21 protein-coding genes and 1 riboswitch are annotated in these 18,360 nt (G+C 40.1%); of the genes, 15 read left to right on the forward strand and 6 right to left on the reverse strand.

Features of this window, described 5'->3' with window-relative positions; translation table 11 throughout:
• Positions 1–19 precede the first annotated feature (19 nt).
• A complete protein-coding gene (locus ACFFGV_RS18540) occupies positions 20–322 on the reverse strand; it encodes an LPD1 domain-containing protein (RefSeq protein WP_377351133.1) in 303 nt (100 codons plus the stop codon).
• A gap of 129 nt (positions 323–451) precedes the next feature.
• On the opposite strand from ACFFGV_RS18540, the gene ACFFGV_RS18545 reads away from it, so the two are divergent.
• The 3 genes from ACFFGV_RS18545 (at position 452) to bshB2 (ending at position 3,696) form a co-directional block, all read left to right on the forward strand.
• Complete coding sequence (locus ACFFGV_RS18545) at positions 452–991, forward strand: DUF5412 family protein (RefSeq protein WP_377351046.1); 540 nt, start codon at positions 452–454, stop codon at positions 989–991.
• 564 nt (positions 992–1,555) lie between these two features.
• A complete protein-coding gene (locus tag ACFFGV_RS18550) occupies positions 1,556–2,704 on the forward strand; it encodes an AI-2E family transporter (protein ID WP_377351049.1) in 1,149 nt (382 codons plus the stop codon).
• Positions 2,705–3,009: 305 nt separating this feature from the next.
• On the forward strand, positions 3,010–3,696 hold the full coding sequence (gene bshB2, locus ACFFGV_RS18555; RefSeq protein WP_377351052.1) for a bacillithiol biosynthesis deacetylase BshB2: 687 nt from the start codon (positions 3,010–3,012) through the stop codon (positions 3,694–3,696).
• Positions 3,697–3,903: 207 nt separating this feature from the next.
• Here bshB2 and ACFFGV_RS18560 read toward each other — a convergent pair whose 3' ends face one another.
• From ACFFGV_RS18560 to ACFFGV_RS18570, 3 genes are all read right to left on the reverse strand, one after another.
• On the reverse strand, positions 3,904–4,311 hold the full coding sequence (locus ACFFGV_RS18560; RefSeq protein ID WP_377351054.1) for a VOC family protein: 408 nt from the start codon (positions 4,309–4,311) through the stop codon (positions 3,904–3,906).
• A 25-nt stretch (positions 4,312–4,336) separates the two neighbouring features.
• Positions 4,337–4,807, reverse strand: coding sequence for a DinB family protein (locus tag ACFFGV_RS18565; protein WP_377351057.1), 471 nt, complete (start codon positions 4,805–4,807; stop codon positions 4,337–4,339).
• 163 nt (positions 4,808–4,970) lie between these two features.
• The gene (locus ACFFGV_RS18570; RefSeq protein WP_377351059.1) at positions 4,971–5,234 is read right to left on the reverse strand and encodes a hypothetical protein; all 264 of its coding nucleotides are present in this window, start codon (positions 5,232–5,234) and stop codon (positions 4,971–4,973) included.
• A gap of 165 nt (positions 5,235–5,399) precedes the next feature.
• Between ACFFGV_RS18570 and ACFFGV_RS18575 the strand changes: the two genes are divergently transcribed.
• From ACFFGV_RS18575 to ACFFGV_RS18630, 12 genes are all read left to right on the forward strand, one after another.
• Positions 5,400–5,975, forward strand: a complete 576-nt coding sequence (locus ACFFGV_RS18575) for a TetR/AcrR family transcriptional regulator (protein ID WP_377351061.1) — start codon at positions 5,400–5,402, stop codon at positions 5,973–5,975.
• 6 nt (positions 5,976–5,981) lie between these two features.
• Positions 5,982–6,419: an OsmC family protein gene (locus ACFFGV_RS18580; protein WP_377351063.1), complete on the forward strand. Its 438-nt coding sequence runs from the start codon at positions 5,982–5,984 to the stop codon at positions 6,417–6,419.
• A 180-nt stretch (positions 6,420–6,599) separates the two neighbouring features.
• Positions 6,600–7,778 carry a pyridoxal phosphate-dependent aminotransferase gene (locus ACFFGV_RS18585; protein ID WP_377351065.1) on the forward strand — a complete coding sequence of 393 codons (1,179 nt, stop codon included), beginning with the start codon at positions 6,600–6,602 and terminating at the stop codon, positions 7,776–7,778.
• Between the two features lie 68 nt (positions 7,779–7,846).
• Positions 7,847–7,955: riboswitch (SAM riboswitch) on the forward strand.
• A gap of 135 nt (positions 7,956–8,090) precedes the next feature.
• Positions 8,091–9,104 carry a methionine ABC transporter ATP-binding protein gene (locus ACFFGV_RS18590; RefSeq protein ID WP_377351067.1) on the forward strand — a complete coding sequence of 338 codons (1,014 nt, stop codon included), beginning with the start codon at positions 8,091–8,093 and terminating at the stop codon, positions 9,102–9,104.
• Complete coding sequence (locus ACFFGV_RS18595; RefSeq protein WP_377351136.1) at positions 9,094–9,759, forward strand: methionine ABC transporter permease; 666 nt, start codon at positions 9,094–9,096, stop codon at positions 9,757–9,759. Before ACFFGV_RS18590 ends, ACFFGV_RS18595 begins: the two co-directional genes overlap by 11 nt.
• A gap of 18 nt (positions 9,760–9,777) precedes the next feature.
• Positions 9,778–10,599 (forward strand): MetQ/NlpA family ABC transporter substrate-binding protein, encoded by an 822-nt coding sequence (locus ACFFGV_RS18600; protein ID WP_377351070.1) that lies wholly within the window; start codon positions 9,778–9,780, stop codon positions 10,597–10,599.
• A 343-nt stretch (positions 10,600–10,942) separates the two neighbouring features.
• Positions 10,943–12,637 (forward strand): dihydroxy-acid dehydratase, encoded by a 1,695-nt coding sequence (gene ilvD, locus ACFFGV_RS18605; RefSeq protein WP_377351072.1) that lies wholly within the window; start codon positions 10,943–10,945, stop codon positions 12,635–12,637.
• Positions 12,638–12,880: 243 nt separating this feature from the next.
• Entirely contained in the window at positions 12,881–13,066 is a 186-nt protein-coding gene (locus tag ACFFGV_RS18610; RefSeq protein WP_377351074.1) for a hypothetical protein, read from the forward strand.
• Between the two features lie 22 nt (positions 13,067–13,088).
• On the forward strand, positions 13,089–13,391 hold the full coding sequence (locus ACFFGV_RS18615; protein ID WP_377351076.1) for a DUF4212 domain-containing protein: 303 nt from the start codon (positions 13,089–13,091) through the stop codon (positions 13,389–13,391).
• Between the two features lie 48 nt (positions 13,392–13,439).
• Complete coding sequence (locus ACFFGV_RS18620) at positions 13,440–15,101, forward strand: sodium:solute symporter family protein (protein WP_377351078.1); 1,662 nt, start codon at positions 13,440–13,442, stop codon at positions 15,099–15,101.
• Positions 15,079–17,004: a DUF294 nucleotidyltransferase-like domain-containing protein gene (locus tag ACFFGV_RS18625; protein WP_377351080.1), complete on the forward strand. Its 1,926-nt coding sequence runs from the start codon at positions 15,079–15,081 to the stop codon at positions 17,002–17,004. Before ACFFGV_RS18620 ends, ACFFGV_RS18625 begins: the two co-directional genes overlap by 23 nt.
• Before the next feature lie 14 nt (positions 17,005–17,018).
• Positions 17,019–17,681, forward strand: coding sequence for a 3'-5' exonuclease (locus tag ACFFGV_RS18630; RefSeq protein WP_377351082.1), 663 nt, complete (start codon positions 17,019–17,021; stop codon positions 17,679–17,681).
• A 32-nt stretch (positions 17,682–17,713) separates the two neighbouring features.
• Here the strand turns inward: ACFFGV_RS18630 and ACFFGV_RS18635 are convergent, their stop codons facing one another.
• Together ACFFGV_RS18635 and ACFFGV_RS18640 are read right to left on the reverse strand one after the other, a co-directional pair.
• Positions 17,714–18,091 carry a winged helix-turn-helix transcriptional regulator gene (locus tag ACFFGV_RS18635; RefSeq protein ID WP_377351084.1) on the reverse strand — a complete coding sequence of 126 codons (378 nt, stop codon included), beginning with the start codon at positions 18,089–18,091 and terminating at the stop codon, positions 17,714–17,716.
• A gap of 181 nt (positions 18,092–18,272) precedes the next feature.
• The coding region (locus ACFFGV_RS18640) for an IS3 family transposase (protein WP_377349295.1) at positions 18,273–18,360 on the reverse strand (88 nt) is incomplete at its 5' end.

An 18,360-nucleotide genomic window follows, 5' to 3' on the forward strand; every position in this document is an offset into this window, starting at 1 on the left:
GGAGAAGGTTTATTACTGACTAGCATAAAAAATCAGGCTGGCGAGATCTCCTCGACAACCTGTTCTTCATATTAAAAAAATGTTTTCTATAATAAGTTCCCTCCAATAAGTGAATCTTTCTTACTACACTCATTAACTTATCAAATGATTCATTCATTCTCTTTCGTTCCTTTCTCATTGGCAACAGGAACCCACTTACGACATAATAATTTTTCCACCCTTTTCCTGCTAATTCATATGAAAAATAGGATTCAAATCCACTTAAAGCAAGTTCTACAGGACTACTCCAGTACTTTCCTGGTATAAGGAGAGCCTTTTTTATTTGTCTTAATTATATAGTAGAGCAGTTTGTTAACTGGATATTTGTGTTAAAATTTGAATTGGATTGTGAAGAAAAGATCTTCAACTAATGGAGCAGGTTAGTACAAGAAGGGTATAGTAAGGAGGAAGTATGGGGAAAAAATACAACTTATGGTCTTTTTATTTAATACTTGTTTGCTTAGGATTAGCAGCCTACTCATTGTATTCTAAAATTAACTATACTTGGATAATTGCACCGCCAAATTATATTTTACTGATAATTAGTTTGACAGCCTTTACGTTAGGAATTATTGGTTTTAAATATAAAAGAAACTGGTGGGCAAAAACAAGAAGTTGGTTAACGGTTATTTTGTCTACATTAACATCTATCGGACTTATTTTGGTAGTATCATTTACACTATTCTTTTCATCAATGGGAGCTAATGAACATATAAAGACGGCAACTTCTCTTGATGGTAATTATACAATTGACTTTTATCGTTACGATGCAGGAGCAGCAGGTTCATTTGGAGTAAGGGGAGAAATAAACGGACCACTTTGGTTTAAAAAACGTATTTATTATCAAGACAGAGTAAACCAAGTTATAGTGGAATGGGAAAGTGATGACAGCGTATCTATAAATAATCATATTCTAAAATTAGATGAAGGGGATACTTATGGGTATCAATGATAAAGTCTATGAACAAACATACTTAAAGTAAAGGGTGCAATAGCTGAACAAGGAACTGTCAGATGTGGCAGTTAATATGGACAGATGCAAGAAGAAATTATGTTTACGACTAATTGGACAAAGGTTTAACATATGGATGAGCATATTTTTCCAAAAAAAAGACGTCCTATGAAGGACGTCTTTGCGTATTGCGGCGAGAGACAGCACTCCACATTTGTGCCTTGCCGTAAAGGCGCGTCAATCTCGTCTTATGCAATTCAGCTCATCGCTAGATCAGTATAGCATAATACAGCTATTATATCTAATAGAAAATTTTCCTTATCGTATTAACGGATGCATTTGTTGAAGAGTAAGTTAATTATCTCGAATTCAATCCCTCCGTATTTGTGCGCTTATCTGGCACAAGGATCAGACCCCAATTTTAAAGAACCGGGCATAGTATTTAACAATTTTGGGGCAATGTGATGCCTAACACTTCTCGTTCTTTGGCAATTTCGACATATTTCTGATGGCAAAGGCGCCTTTGTTTTTGGTATATTACTTTTAAAGGAGCTGTAATTAAGGATGGAGGAAAATAGATTTTTGAAATTAATTGGCGGTAAAACATTCTTTTACCTATTAGCTTTCTTTCTTCTTGTTGGAATTACCATTTATATATACACTAAAATTTCATTTATCTTTTATCCACTAGAGGTCATTTTATCAACTATAGTACCTCCAATGATCCTGGCATTCATAGCCTACTATTTATTTAATCCAATTGTAGACTTGCTCGAGAGATTTCGGATTAAAAGAATTTGGGGAGTCATCATTCTGATTCTAGGCTTTAGTGGTGGTTTAACTGGAATAATCTTGTTAACTGCTCCATCTATCGAAGCGCAGATCAAAGATTTAGTTCAAACCTTCCCTGATTATCTAAAACAGCTAGGAGATACGATGACTCGATGGGTACAACGTTCATTCTTAGGTCCATATTATGATGATGGTTATAACTGGGTAATGGAAAGGTTAAGTGAATTGCCACAATTAATTGGAACTTATATATCTAATGGTTTTCAGGGAGTACAGAATGTCGCTAGTACGATTACAAGTACGATTGTGTCCATTGTAACCTTTCCATTTATCTTATTTTTCTTATTAAAGGATGGTAAAAGGTTTCGACGTTTTATCATTAAATTATTTCCACCGAAATTTAGAGATGATACGAAACAGATCTTAACTAATATTGATATTCAAGTTGGGTCATATATCCAAGGGCAGATTATTGTCGCTACTGTTATTGGCATTCTATTATTCATTGGTTACCTTATCATAGGTCTTGATTATGCATTCACATTAGCAATTATCGCCGCAGTAACAAGTGTTGTACCTTATTTAGGGCCAACAATTGCAATTATTCCAGCTGCTATCATTGCAATAGTTAACTCCCCATTTATGTTTTTAAAGCTAGTAATTGTATGGATCGCAGTCCAATTTTTAGAAGGGAATTTCGTTTCTCCGAATATCATGGGTAGAACTATGAAAATTCATCCATTAACGATTATCCTTGTTTTAATGATTGCGGGTAATTTATTTGGTGTTGTCGGTGTGATTCTTGGTATTCCGGGCTATGCAATCGTAAAGGTAATTGGTTCTTATCTTTTCTATAAGTTTAAGGAACGATATAACCAGTATTACGGGGAAGACCGTGGATATTATGAAATGGAAGAGTAAATGTGGTTTTTAAGTTAATTAATAAATCCAGCGGTTCAGATATATATACGAGGGAGCAAATCTTTAACAAGATTTTGCGTCTTTTTTACTGTAGCAGACGTTACAGCAGATGTTACTCTCATTAGTATATGGTTAAAACAAACCATATATTTTTGTGTCTGTTTTAACATGCAAAAAAATACTGCCATTTCATACATAAATCAAATGCCAAATGCAAGGGAGTAAGTTCATAAACAAATGACTTTTCATTTAATAGTATATAAGCAATAATGAAAACGAATGATCCTCTTGAAGGAGTGTAAATAATGATAGAAAAAGAACAGCATGTACTCGTCATTTTCCCCCACCCAGACGATGAAGCATTTGGAGTATCGGGGACGATTACATCCTATATAAAACAAGGAACGCCTCTCACTTATGCGTGTCTTACGTTGGGAGAAATGGGAAGAAATCTTGGAAAGCCGGTCTTTGCTACAAGAGAATCGCTACCTGATATTCGTCGCCAGGAGCTCCTAAAAGCAGCAGATGCTATGGGGATAACAGACTTGAGAATGATGGGATTACGAGATAAAACGATAGAATTTGAAGACGATACGGAAATGAAGAATATGGTTCTCGATTTAATACAAGAGGTGAAGCCTTCCTTGGTAATCAGCTTCTATCCAGGATATGCGGTACACCCGGACCATGAAGCGACAGCTCGTGCCGTTGTTCGGGCGCTTAGAGAAATAGAGGAAAGTAAACGCCCGGCGTTCCATGCAGTTGCATTTGCGAATGACACTGTGGAGAATTTAGGACAGCCGGATATTATCCATTCTATTGAGGATGTTCAAACAGAAAAGCTAAATGCAATGCGTGCTCACATTTCTCAGACAGCCCATATGCTTGAATTTTTGGAAGAGGGAATAAAGGCCAAGGATCCAGAAGCAATGAAGTGGGTAACAACGGAACAATTTTATTCTTATGATTGGAAGAAGGATTCAGTAACATAGAGGTCGGCTCTCAAAGAGTCAGACCTTTTTTTGTGAGATTGTTGCAAGTCTAGTTTCTTTTTATAGAGGTGGTTTCCTAATATTAAGCTTTGTATCGGAGGAAAGTTGGTCGCTAACGGTAAAAGTAATGTGTGAGTCTATGCATGTAATATAAGGTAAAAAAAATAAAACAGGCTCCATTTCAGAGCCTGTTAGAAGGTGTCATTGTTATTTTTGATAGTTTAAATCCCATATAACCCCGTATTTATCTTGTACTTTTGCAAAGGTAGCACCCCAGAATGTATCCTGAAGCTCCATAAGTGTTTCGCCGTTTTCCCGTAACCGCGTATAGAGTGTATCAATTTCTTCTGGTGTTTCCAGCTCCAGCGCGAGGGAAATATTGTTGCCTACTGTTACAGTATGGTCTAAAAATGAATCGGAGAACATGATGAGCAGGTCTTCCTTTTGGAAACGGCCGTGCATAATGTGGTTTTCTAACTCTGGTGGAGTTGGGAAGTCTGCTTCACCAAATGTTTGAACATCCAGAATTTCACCTTCAAATACTTCTTTATAAAATTCCATAGCTTCTCGTGCATTTCCGTTAAATGTGAAATAAGGGGTAGCCTGGTGTTTCATATAATCGCTCCTTTTTTAAATGGGTTTAAGAATGCAGCTCTTCTTTCATTACCTTCATAATTCCGCGGTGCTCACTTTCGTGAAACAGTACAAATAGTAATAATTCCCCGATAGTGTGTAATTCTAAAGCACCTGCTTGGAAAGGTTTTTCGATTTCTTCGTCTAATCGGCCTTCAAAGGTAGAACGAATTCTAGTCATTTGCTCTTTAAGCTGTCTATGTAGCTGTTCTACAGAAGGAGCATCTTTGTTCCAATCTGCCGGTCGGGTACCGGAAGCAAATAGTTCGTTATACCCTTCCTCCACCTCCATGCTTTCTCCTGAAAAATAAAACAATAATTGTTCGGTAGATAACAGGACGTGTCCCATTTGCCATCTAAGGGAATTGGACAAGCCGGTTGGAACAATGTCAGCAATCTCCTCTGTAACCTCTGCTGCCTCTTTTAAAATGGCATTACGCCCAAATTCAAATTGTGCCAGTACTACTTCGTCCTTCATACAATGACCTCCTTTACCTTAAATAATCTTTCATATTCTACTATAATAGATACTATTAGAAATGCAATAACAATGCTGTAAAGGTTTTCTAAATGAATACGGGCCTGTTCATATTTGTAAATGAAAAAGAAGCCCTCCAGCTCGGAAAGCTTCCATATTTGTACTAATGTAACCGCAACGATTGACTGCTTTTCTCTAACTCTTGATGTAATTGCTGTAAAATCTGCAAGGTCTGCAGGTCTTCTCCGCTTTGTTCCAGTCTACTTTGACAGGAACGGGCTGCTTTGGAAGCCTCTGATAATTCTTGCTCATAAGCCTGCGCTCGTTCGGTGTCTCCGTCATTTCTAGCGTCGTGGAGATCATGATTTAATTGTTGAAGTTTTTGACAAGCTTGTTGACCTTCTCTTAACGCAGTGGGTTGTTCCATACCATCACCTCTTTTTATCGTTACGGTTAGTATTTGAAGTAGTGAAGAAAATATGTAGAACAGCTTTGCATTACTTATGAGCATTTACATTGCCACATCCTCTGGGGGTATTATATAGTAGGACATACCAACTGGTTGGTTCCTATGTAGGAAAGGAAGATTCAGATGACCACAGAATCTTTACCGAAAGATGACATTATTGATGTAGCAGCGGAAGTAATCCGTTCCAAAGGATATCAGTCTACATCCGTTAACGACATTTTAGCAGCTGCAAATATTGGGAAAGGGAAGTTCTTCCATTACTTTAAAACGAAGCATGAACTAGGAATTGCTGTCGTGGACAGGTATATTGAAACATGGAGTCTTACTCTTATTGAAAATATACTGCGAAGCTCACAAGAAGCAGAGGATAGACTACAGGCAATGTTGAACCAAACATTGGAGTTCTATCAGGATACCAATGTGAAAAAAGGCTGTCCATTCGGGAATTTGGCTGTAGAAATGAGTGAGCATGACAGTGCATTTCGTTCTAAAATAGATACGTTTTTTGATGATTGGACAGTAGCGTTAGGTGACACGCTTTCTGAGATAGAAAGCATTAAATCCCCCTACAGCTATGCTCAATATATGATTAGTACCATTGAAGGCTCTATACTACTAGCGAAAGTGAAACAAAGTAATGAGCCGCTCAACAATAGTATCACTATACTAAAAAACGCAACATTACCACACAAGGAGTGACACATTATGTCAAACGTAACAATGAAAGTAACAGCAAAAGCAAACGGATCTCATGTAGAAGCAAAAGCAAAGAAACACACTATTACAATTGATGAACCAGTACAACAAGGTGGAACAGATCAAGGAGCGAACCCGTTGGAAACGCTTCTTGCATCATTAACTGGTTGTGAATCTGCTGTAGCTAATATAGTAGCGGGTGAAATGGAATTTGATTTACAAGGTATTGAATTTGATGTTCGTGGAGAATTAGATCCACGCGGTATGATGGGAGAAGAAGGTGTTCGTCGCCATTTCCAAAAAGTAACGATTCGTGCTGTGGTCCAAACAAGCGAGTCCGATGAGCGCATTCAAGAGCTTAAAGCTAAGACCGACGACCGCTGCCCTGTATTCCAAACGTTAGAAGCTGCTAATGTAGAGCTAGACGCGCAATGGACTAAAGCGTAAGTACAGATTTCATTGATCTCTTAAGGCTGTCGAGAAAAATTCTCGACAGCCTTTTTTACTTTTTGAGTTAGTTGATTTTTTCTGACTGGAATGAATTTTTATATCTTAACCTTTACAAATGGGCCATCACCGTATAATATCAATTATTAGATTATTAGAAAAAAGAACGGAGGGACGTAAGTGAAAGAGTTTAAACAGTCCAAAACAATGGATCGGCTACCTGAGCAATTCTTTGCAAAGCTGGTAGGTAAAGTTGCTGCTGCAGCACAAGAGGATGGTCCGGAGATTATTGATCTTGGGCAAGGCAACCCAGACCAACCGACACCAGCACATATCGTCAAGTCCCTTCAAGAGGCTGCGGAGAATCCAGACTATCATAAGTATTCTCCCTTTAAAGGATATGACTTCTTAAAAGAAGCTATCGCAACCTTTTACAAAAAGGAATATGGGGTAGAGCTCGACCCTCAGTCAGAGGTAGCTGTTATGTTTGGGAGTAAAATCGGGCTGGTGGAAATTAGTCAGTGTTATTTAGATGAAGGGGATGTCGCTCTCATGCCAGACCCTGGGTACCCGGATTACTGGTCTGGTGTAGCACTAGCTAATGCAGAAATGCACCCAATGCCGCTGCTGGAAGAAAATCAATTTCTACCAGATTACTCCGCTATTCCAAAAGGTATAGTAGATCGTTCTAAGTTAATGTTTATTAATTATCCTAATAACCCTACTGGGGCCATGGCAGATGAAAGCTTTTTTGAAGAGACGATTCAATTTGCGGATGAGCACGATATTTGTGTCGTGCATGATTTTGCCTATGGTGCCATTGGCTTTGATGGAGAAAAACCGCTTAGCTTCATGCAGGTTCCTGGTGCTAAAAATGTTGGAGTAGAGATGTACACGATGTCCAAAACCTTTAACATGGCTGGATGGAGAGTTGGGTTTGCTGTTGGTAATCCAAGTGTCATTGAAGCTATTGAAAAGATTCAGGACAACTACTTTGTTAGTATTTTTGGAGCGTTACAGGAAGCCACTGCAACAGCGCTGCTAGATTCTGAAGCGAGCGTACAGGAGCTTGTCAGCATGTATCAACGAAGAAAAGATATTTTGGTGAATGGACTTCAAGAGCAGGGGTGGGGAGTTATTCCACCGGAAGGTTCCTTTTTTGTTTGGATGAGAGTACCAGATGGACATACATCTGAATCCTTCGCGGATGACTTGCTAGAGCGGGTACGTATTGCAGTAGCTCCTGGTATTGGGTTTGGTCAATATGGAGAAGGGTATGTGCGGCTTGGATTGGTACATAGTGATGCACTTATCTATGAGGCATTAGATCGTTTGAAGCAATATTCCACTCAAAAATAATGACAAAAGAAATTGACAAACTATTCAAAACGAATTAAGATGTAAACTATCCATAAAAAACGAATACAAACTTATCAAGAGAGACTGAGGGAACAGGCCCTGTGACGTCCAGCAACCTTCCGCAATGGAGTGGTGCTTCTTCCTGCAGAATGAGGCGTTCATTCTGAAAGATAAGGTGCAAATAGTCCTCTTTCAGATGAAAGGGGACTTTTTTGGTTTCAAAGGAGAACTTGTATTTGCTATTCATTAATGCTTTAGCGAATTGCTGCTTTGCTGTGTTGTTGGGTATTTGGAATAAGAGGAGGGATTAAGATGATAGAAATTAAAAATATTACAAAGGAATACCAGACCAAGCACAACACCATTATCGGTGTAGATAATGTGTCTATGTCCATCCGTCAAGGAGAGATTTACGGCATCGTAGGGTATAGTGGAGCAGGGAAAAGCACTCTGCTAAGGTGTTTAAATCTATTAGAACAACCAACATCGGGGACCATTTCTATCGATGGTCAGATATTAACGAATCTTTCTGCTAAACAAGTAAGAAAGGCCAGACAGAAAATAGGTATGATCTTTCAGAATTTCCACCTTGTCTCCGCAAAGACAGTATATGAAAATGTTGAGTTTGCACTAAAGGCAGCTAATACGCCAGTTCAAGATAGAGAAAAGAGAGTACTGGATCTATTGAACATGGTTGGCTTAGAACAGCATAAGGACCACTATCCTGCTCAGCTGAGTGGGGGACAGAAGCAGCGTGTAGGAGTAGCGCGTGCTCTAGCCAACAACCCTCATGTTCTTTTGTGTGATGAGGCAACTTCGGCTTTAGACCCAACGACTACTCGCTCTATCCTGAAACTACTTCAAAAGATAAACCAGGAGCTTGGAATCACGATTGTACTCATTACTCACGAAATGGAAGTGGTTAAAGAAATCTGCCATCGGGTCGCGGTTATGCAAGATGGAAAAGTGGTGGAAGAGGGTCAGGTGTACGACATATTTGCCAATCCCCAGAATGCACTCACCACCTCCTTTATAGAGAGTGTGCTACAGTTTAGCTTACCAGATAAAATAACAAAAGGTCGTGAAGGGGTTATTGTAAAGCTTCAGTTCAAGGGAGATGTTGCAGAGGAAGCAATTGTGTCAGATATGCTTCAATCCTTCCTGGTGAAAGGCAACATTCTTCATGGGAAGATAGAGTATATTCAAGATACACCATTAGGCATTTTCGTCATGGAGCTAACAGGAGAACCAGAGGATGTGCAGCAAGCAATGAATTACTTGCAAAACAGATTATTGAAGCTGGAGGTGCTGCATGATGCTGCCTGATTCATTAGTGAGTCTATTACCAGAACTTCAACAAGCATTTCTGGAAACCTTGTACATGGTAGGGATTTCACTTGGTATTGCTGTTTTATTTGGTCTCCCTCTTGGTATTTTATTATATGTAACTGATAAAGGACTTATTTTAGAGAACAAAGTGATTAAATCATTTGTAGGAACTGTCGTAAATCTAGTGAGATCGATTCCATTTATTATTCTATTGGTATTTCTATTACCTTTCACCCAAATAATTGTTGGGAAAACGATTGGACCGACAGCAGCTTCGGTTTCTTTGTCCGTAGCAGCCATTCCATTCTTCGCCCGTATTGTAGAATCATCCTTAAGGGAAGTAGATAAAGGGGTAGTAGAAGCAGCCATATCAACCGGTGCATCACCATGGCTTATCATCAAGGACATTCTGTTACCAGAGGCAAAAGCAGGAATCATTAGTGGCGTTACAATAACAAGTATAAGTTTAATTGGGTATTCCGCCATGGCAGGTATTGTTGGCGGTGGTGGAATTGGTGATTTAGCCATACGATTTGGGTACTACAGATATGACAACACAGTCATGTTCACCACTGTCATCATTTTAATATTACTAGTGCAAATCCTTCAGTACGCTGGAGACACTCTCTCCAAAAGAGTAGATAAAAGATAATACACGGGAGGAAAGAAGATGAAAAAATTAACCAGCTTGCTTTTATTAAGTTTACTATTAATCCTTGCAGCATGTGGAGGAGAAGAAGGAGCATCATCAGCAAGTAAAGAGAAGATTACGTTTGGAGCAACAGCCGGACCCTATAGTGATATGGTAAATAAGGCTATCAAACCGATATTGGAGGAAAAAGGGTATGAGGTAGAAATTGTAGAATTTAGCGATTATGTACAGCCTAATTTATCGCTAGCGAACGGTTCGTTGGATGCCAACCTATTTCAACATAAGATTTATATGGAAGCCTTTGCGAAGGAGCATGACCTGGAATTATCCGAGGTGAAGATAGTACCAACGGCTCCGATGGGAGTATATTCCAATAAGTTTGATTCTATTGATGCCATTGAGAAAGGCAGCACGATGACTATAGCCAATGATCCTACCAACCTGGCCCGTACATTGTTAATGCTAGAAGACGCTGGGTTAGTATCAATTAAAGAGGGGATTGACCCCTTAAAGGCTTCTGAGAAGGATATTGTGGAAAATCCGAAAGATATTCAATTTAAACCAATAGAGGCTGCCCAGCTGCCCAGAGCTGTCGATAGTACGGATCTTTCTGCTGTTCCAGGAAACTATGCACTGGCAGCTGGAATGGATTTATTGGATTCCATCGTTCTGGAAGAAATGCCAGATGATTATCGGAACAGAGTAGTTGTTAATTCTAAAGATAAAGACGCTGCCTTCGTAAAGGACATTAAAGAAGCTGTGGAGTCAGCAGCATTTGAAGAAACTATTGACGAAGAGTTTAAAGGCTTTGGCAAACCGGCATGGATGAAGAAAAAGTAACACACTAATAAAGCTCAAACCCTAATGTGAATAAGATTCTCAAAAAACGCCCAGCACACTTCGTACTGGGCGGTGATTTTGATGGATATTTCTCAATGAATCTATTTTCGTAGTGGAGTAGAGGGCAAGCAACTCTTCTATTTAAAGATGGTCTTTCCATTAAACAATGGGAGCACCAGGTCTATTTGGAGATCCATCATGCCCGATTCAAGCACTGATACTTTTTTTAGAAAAAAAGATATTCAGACAATTCTGTTGATAATGAATTGTCGGACTAGTATGATAGATAAATAATCGAAAATTTTTAATAAAATGGGCATGTATATTAGGAAGGGTGAAGCGGATGGAAACGAAGAAGGATTTGCGCCATCGAAGTAGAGTGATCAGCGAAGGAGTTAATCGTGTACCTAACCGTTCGATGCTGAGAGCAGTGGGATTTACAGATGAGGATTTCAAGAAACCAATGATTGGCATTGCAAGTACCTGGAGCGAGGTAACGCCGTGTAATGTACATATTGATAATCTTGCTCGTCATTCCAAGGAAGGTGCAGCCAGCAGCGGTGGGGCTCCGATGATTTTCAACACGATTACCGTTTCGGATGGTATTGCAATGGGACATGAAGGAATGAATTACTCATTGCCTAGCAGAGAAATTATTGCAGACTCGATTGAGACCGTTACGAATGCGGAACGAATGGACGCTGTAGTAGCGATTGGCGGATGTGATAAGACGACACCAGGATGTGTCATGTCCCTTGCTAGAATGAATATCCCTTCCATTTATGTGTATGGTGGTACGATCCAGCCAGGTAAGCTGGATGGAAAGGATATCGATATCGTTTCGTCCTTTGAAGCAGTAGGACAATATCAACAGGGGACTATTGATGAAGAACAGCTGCATCGTGTGGAATGTAATGCTTGTCCTGGAGCTGGAGCATGCGGCGGTATGTACACAGCTAATACAATGGCGGCTGCAGTGGAAGCACTTGGGATGAGTATTCCTGGTTCCTCCTCTACACCTGCTGTAAATGATTATAAAGAAACAGAGTGTCGCCAGGCAGGGGAAATGGTGCTGAATTTGCTGGAGAAAGAAATCTATCCTCGGGATATTCTAACGAAGGAAGCTTTCGAAAATGCTGTAACAGTGGTTATGGCATTAGGAGGATCTACTAACGCTCTCCTTCACTTGACTGCTATTGCACATTCCGCTGGTGTCGATTTTACGGTGGATGATTTTGAATCCGTTAGAAAAAGAGTACCCCACCTTGCAGACCTGAAGCCTAGTGGTAAATATGTGATGGAGGATTTATATGAAATTGGTGGCGTACCGGCTGTAATGAAACTGTTACTAGAGCACAACCTGCTTCATGGAGACTGTTTGACGGTTACAGGTAAGACGCTAGCTGAGAACTTGGAAAGCCTCCCTTATTTAAAGGAAGGTCAGGAAATCATTCGTCCACTCGACAATCCTATTAAAGCATCAGGACCACTTGTACTATTAAAAGGAGATTTAGCTCCTGAAGGCTCAGTAGCTAAGCTTTCTGGTCAAACGATTACTCGATTTGAAGGCAGAGCCAAAGTTTATAACAGTGAAGCTGAGGCAACAAAAGCAATTGAAGAGAATGAAATTAAAGAAGGAGATGTACTAGTTATTCGTCATGTTGGACCAAAGGGCGGTCCAGGCATGCCAGAGATGCTTTCCATTACATCTATGATTGTTGGAAGAGGGTTAGGCGGTAAAGTAGCTCTTATAACAGATGGTCGCTTTTCTGGTGGATCACATGGATTTGTTATTGGTCATGTAGCACCTGAAGCTCATGTAGGTGGGCCAATCGCCTTTCTTGCTACAGGAGATTTAGTGACGATAGACAGTGAAACGCAAGAGATTAATATAGATGTATCCAAAGAGGAATGGGAAGATAGAAAAAGTAATTGGGTGAAGCCTGCCCTAAGGTATAAGACGGGAGCACTTGCAAAATATGCAAGGCTAGTTTCCTCTTCTGCAAGAGGAGCAGTAACGGATTGGGAGCTAGATTAATAAACGAACCTCATGCGCTAACTCTTTAAGAAAGAGTTAGCGCATTTTTGTATGGTAATACATTACAGAAATAAGGGACTAATTTGTGAAAGTATCAGAAATCCATTGACATTAATTATCCAATTATAAATAATAGAAAATATAGAATTTTCTTAAAAATTATAAGTAGTCATCATATTTATAAGGTAGAAGGGAGGAAAATAATTAAATTTGTAAGCGTTTTAATAATAGGGAGGGGTAGCTATGGCGTGGCTAATATTTTTTGCATTGATTACGATTGGTTCTGTTATCACTGCCATGAGGAAGAGAAAGCCAATTATTTTTGTCGTTCCGTTTGCAGCTGTGTTTACCTTTATGGTAATAAAAGTGGCTTTGGTACCACTGCCCTTTTGGGAGACGGTACAATTTATATTTAATTTAAGAGGATAATTCGAAACAAGGGGGAGATAAAGTGAAGAAAATTGATAAAGCGATAGCTGAGAAATATTTTCGTATCCGTACCACGGCAATTATAGTCTATCTATTGATTTGGTTTATTGTTTCGTACGGGGTTGTCTTCTTTGCTCAACCGTTATCCGGAATTACGGTGATGGGGATGCCGTTTCATTATTTCATGGGAGCCCAAGGATCTGTCTTAACCTTTATACTGTTATTATTTGTAAATGCGATTGTTAACGATAAGATAGATCAACGATTTGGCATTGATGAAAAACAAAATGAATTGATCAGCTCTGGAAGACATTTAGATCATTAATATGCTCGAAGTACTTCACAAATCAAATCGAGGAGGTATTACACACTCATGCAATTTCTAGTTTCTTTCGGACTGATTGTCGTTACTTTTGCCCTCTACATAGGCATTGCTATATATAACAAAGCGAAAGCTACCTCAGACTTTTATGTCGCGGGAAGAGGTGTACCGCCCGTTTTTAACGGCATGGCCATTGGTGCTGACTGGATGAGCGCTGCATCGTTTATTGGAATGGCAGGTACAGTAATGATTCTCGGGTATGATGGTCTCGCCTACATAATGGGTTGGACTGGAGGATACTTGCTGCTTACCTTTTTATTTGCTCCGCAGCTCCGAAAATATGGTCGCTATACCGTTCCGGAGTTTATTGGTGATCGATATCAAAGCAATACAGCCCGTTTGATTGCTGCCGTTGCCACTATTATTATTAGCTTCACCTATTCTGTCGGGCAGCTATCTGGTTCTGGGGTGGTTATAGGTAGACTGCTAGAAGTAAATACAATGATTGGGACGCTTATAGGAGTAGTATTAATTGCCTTTTACTCTGCAATGGGTGGAATGAAGGGGATTACGTGGACCCAAGTTGCCCAATACGTTGTGTTAATTATTGCTTATCTTGTCCCGGTCATATTTATGGCAGCTCAATTGACTAGTAATCCAATCCCATGGATTTCATATGGGGAAATAATTGGAGAGCTTCAAACGTTAGATCAACAATTAGGGATAACGGAATATGTCGTTCCATTTACGGAAGCTACCAAATGGCAGTTCATTGCGTTATTGTTCACACTCATGGCTGGTACGGCAGGGCTGCCACATGTTATCGTACGATTCTATACGGTGGCTACGATGAAAGCCGCACGATGGAGCGGAGCTTGGGCCTTATTATTTATTGGTCTTCTATACTTGTCAGCTCCAGCCTATGCTGCCTTCTCTCGCTTTATTTTAATGGATAGAGTGGCTGGACAGCCTATTAATGACTTACCAGCATGGACATCAGCATGGGTTGACACAGGCAGGTTGTCCGTAGCCGATCAAAATGGTGACGGTATCTTACAATGGGCAGAGATTGTCATAAGCAACGACATTGTAGTTATGGCAACTCCTGAAATAGCTAATTTAGGTATTTTTGTTATAGGCTTGACGGCAGCAGGTGCGATGGCAGCCGCTTTATCAACAGCGGGAGGGTTAATGATAGCCATCTCCGCAGCTCTCTCCCATGATATATATTATCGAACCATTAATCCGCAAGCCAGTGAGCAAAAGCGGTTATTAGTGGGAAGGTGGTCTATTGTATTAGCTACGGTTGCTGCTGGCTTACTAGCATTGAATCCACCTGGAGCGATTACACAGATCGTAGCGTGGGCCTTTGCCCTTGCCTCTGGTTCGTTCTTCCCAGCCTTACTTCTGGGTGTATGGTGGAAGCGTGCAAATGGACCAGGTGTAGTTGCTGGAATGATTGTCGGCTTGTCTGTGACATTAGGATACATTTTTGCAGCTAAATATGGAGGGTTTACCATATTAGGCATAATTGATACTGGCGCTGGGGTGTTCGGAGCTATTTCTGCTACCTTAACCAATATCATCGTGTCACTGGCTACGAAAGCTCCATCAAAGCAAGTCCAAGAGGAAGTTATGGACTTACGTTATCCGGAACAAATGACATACAAAGATGGTGAGGTATGGATGGATGACTCATCACATTCCCTCTAGTACCTTCCAGGTAAAGGATAGAGTAAGAGAGCATCCATTATTTGAAAAGGTTACTATCTCATTGTTTGAAGAGATATATGTACTTTGTGAGGAAAGATTGTATTCAGAAAGGTCGATCATTGCAGAAACGACTAAAAAAAGGCAAGGAATTTTTCTACTAACAGAAGGGACTGCGGAGGTTTGTGTCACAAATGATTCCTGCATGGAGGTCATAGAGATAGTAGAGGCAGGCGAGCTATTAGGCCTCGGAAGCCTCTACACCTTCCTCCAGCGTGACCAGACAGATGAATTGAAATCTATCATTCAAGTGCAGGCTGCGAGCGAGGTGGTTGGTCTATTTATACCATATGAAGTCTTAACAAGCCTTTGGCAGCAGGAGCGAATTAAGGATTATTTCCTTCAACAGGTTGTGACAAGACTTAAGGATGTATATGTATCTCTTACCGAACAGGTGCAGTTAGCACAGCATTTTGGAGATAGTGAGCCGTTCTTACGAAGAGTTCAGGACATTATGACCACTCCCTTCCAGTCCGTTCAGGAAGGTGAAACGATACAACAGGCAGCTGTAAAGATGACTCAGCATCAAGTAAGCTCCGTTTTAGTCATGAAGGAGGATACATTACTAGGAATCATTACTAAGCATGACCTTATTTCCAGGGTAATAGCTAATAATCGGTCCGTATCAGATGATGTACAAACCATAATGACTCCCAACCCTTACACCATTCGAGCTTCAGAGTATTACTATCAAGCGTTGTCAGGCCTATTGTTACATGGAATCCATCACTATCCTGTTATAAATGAAATGGATAGAGTGGTTGGGGTTGTAACACTATCCGATTTACTTCGGAAACGCCATCATCAAATGTTCAACGCTATAAGAGGAATAGAATCTCTCACCACTGTTGATTTACCTAAGGCAAAGAAAGAAATATATGCTGTCCTCACTATCGTTTTAAAGGATAAGGTGCCTTCTCTACACGTATTAAACACTATTACAAAACTATACGATCGATTAGCTCAACATGCTGTCACCCTTGCTGTAGAACGAATAAAAGAGCAAGGGAATGGAGATCCTCCCACAGCGTTTGCATGGTATCAAATGGGAAGTGCAGGAAGAGGAGAGCAATTTGTATTAACCGATCAGGATCACTTTCTGGTGTATGAAGATGTCCCGGAGGAAAAGCAAGAAATAACGAAGGATTACTTCAAAAAATTAGGGGAAGAAATAACCTTTTTACTACATCAAGCTGGCTATGAATTATGTTCAGGTAATATGATGTGCAGTGAGCCAGAGTGGCGTGGCTCTCTTCAAGACTGGGAGCAAAACATACGCAGCTGGAACATAAGAGCGACCAACGAATCATTAATGAAGGCACAAAATTTCTTTTCATTTCGGAAGGTATATGGAGATGATACACTGCACAATGCTTTTGTGGAAAAGCTGAGAGCTTCGCTATCGAAGAGTAAAATATTTCTGTTTCGTCTTACCCAGATGGAAAAGGAAAATCCTGCACCAGCACTGCATCAGCCTTTTCGTTCCTTGCTAAAAATGAATAAGAAGCAAATTGATATGAAAAAAGAAATGCTATTTCCGTTTCATCATGCCTTACAAATTTTATGTGTCTCCTATGGTATTCTCGAAGGTACTACGGTAGAGAAACTAGAGCAGCTTGTGGAACGACAGGTGCTCACTGAATCGGAGGGGCATAATCTTAAAGAGGCATTTCAGCAAACGATGTCCATGTACATGCAGCGGAAATGGGAAAATGTCCAGGCTGAACAAGTTTCCTCTGTCATTTCTTTAGCTAGACTCCATACATGGGAGAAAGACCAGTTATTCCAATCCTTGAAAATGATTCGTCTGTTCCAGAGACGCTTATTTCATGAATATGCTTACTAAAAGGGGATGGAGCCGTGATTTGGAACCCACATCGTATTGCGTATCAGCTGGAAGAGAACATCTCCTTATCTACTCCGATAAAAGATATGACATTTGTAGTGTTAGATACCGAAGCGACAGGGTTAAGGGTAGATAAACACGATAGATTAATTGAAATAGCTGCGGTAGTCGTAAAAGGGCTGATGCCGCTGGAGGAGGATATATTTACCAGTCTTGCGAATCCTGATAGGCATATACCAACACCAATAGAAGAACTGACAGGTATTACTAATGAGGACGTGTTACAGGCACCTCCGTCCAGAAAGGTGTTAGTGGATTTTCTTCGTTTTGTGGAGCGATATGAGCCTTGTTGCTTGGTAGGACATCACATTTCATTTGATATGACGCTTCTGGGAAAGGAATGGAAACGAACTGGATATCGTACCAAGAAGGCGAAAACTATAGATACACTACAACTCCTTCAATACTTAGACCCAACTGCAAAATATAGGGATTTAGAAGATCATGCTCGTCTGATAGGAACCCCTATATTTGAGCGCCATAGCGCAAAAGGGGACGCCATGACAACTGCACACCTCTTTTGTGAAATGATTACCAGAATAGGGAAGAAAGGCTGCTACACATGGGGGGATTTGTTACAAATTTGCTCCAATCGACACCATAAACGATTTATGTAGAGTGAAAAGTCAGGTATCTTCTACCTGACTTTTTATTTGGCTTCCATTACTTTCTCTAATTCACTTGTATCTAAAAGAACTTCTTCTTTATTTTCGTAATTTTTTTCAATGTGGCATTCGCCCCATGCACACATAAGATCAAGAATCTCTTTTAATGACCAGCCGTATTCGGTTAGGGAGTATTCTACTTTCGGAGGAACCTGATTGTATATCGTACGTGCCACAATACCATCCTCTTCCAGCTCTCGAAGCTGCTGAGTCAGCATTTTCTGGGTAATACCAGGCATCATGCGTTTCAGTTCATTCGTGCGTCTTGTTCTTTCTATAAGATGACATAAAATAACTACTTTCCATTTACCTCCGATAACCTCCAAAGCTGCCTCTACAGGAATATTGTATTTCTTTTGCACGTTCACACCCTCTTCCTTTTATTGGATAGTATAGGAAAGGAAATGATATTCCATTCATAAGCCAATACATATCATAGCATTATCCTATTTTATTGACTAGTTATTAGCACAATGGACGTACAGAAAAAAACTCCCAATCCAGAATAAAGTGTACCCTTTGTAAAGGACATTTAAAAAAAGGCTAGGCTGACTTAAGAAGATGATCTCTGTATTCTACAGGGGTCATCTTTTTTAAGTTCCACTGATAACGATAATTGTTGTAGTAGATC

Origin of the sequence: Pontibacillus salicampi (genome assembly GCF_042434395.1) — a bacterium.
Classification (GTDB): Bacteria; Bacillota; Bacilli; order Bacillales; family BH030062; genus Pontibacillus; species Pontibacillus salicampi.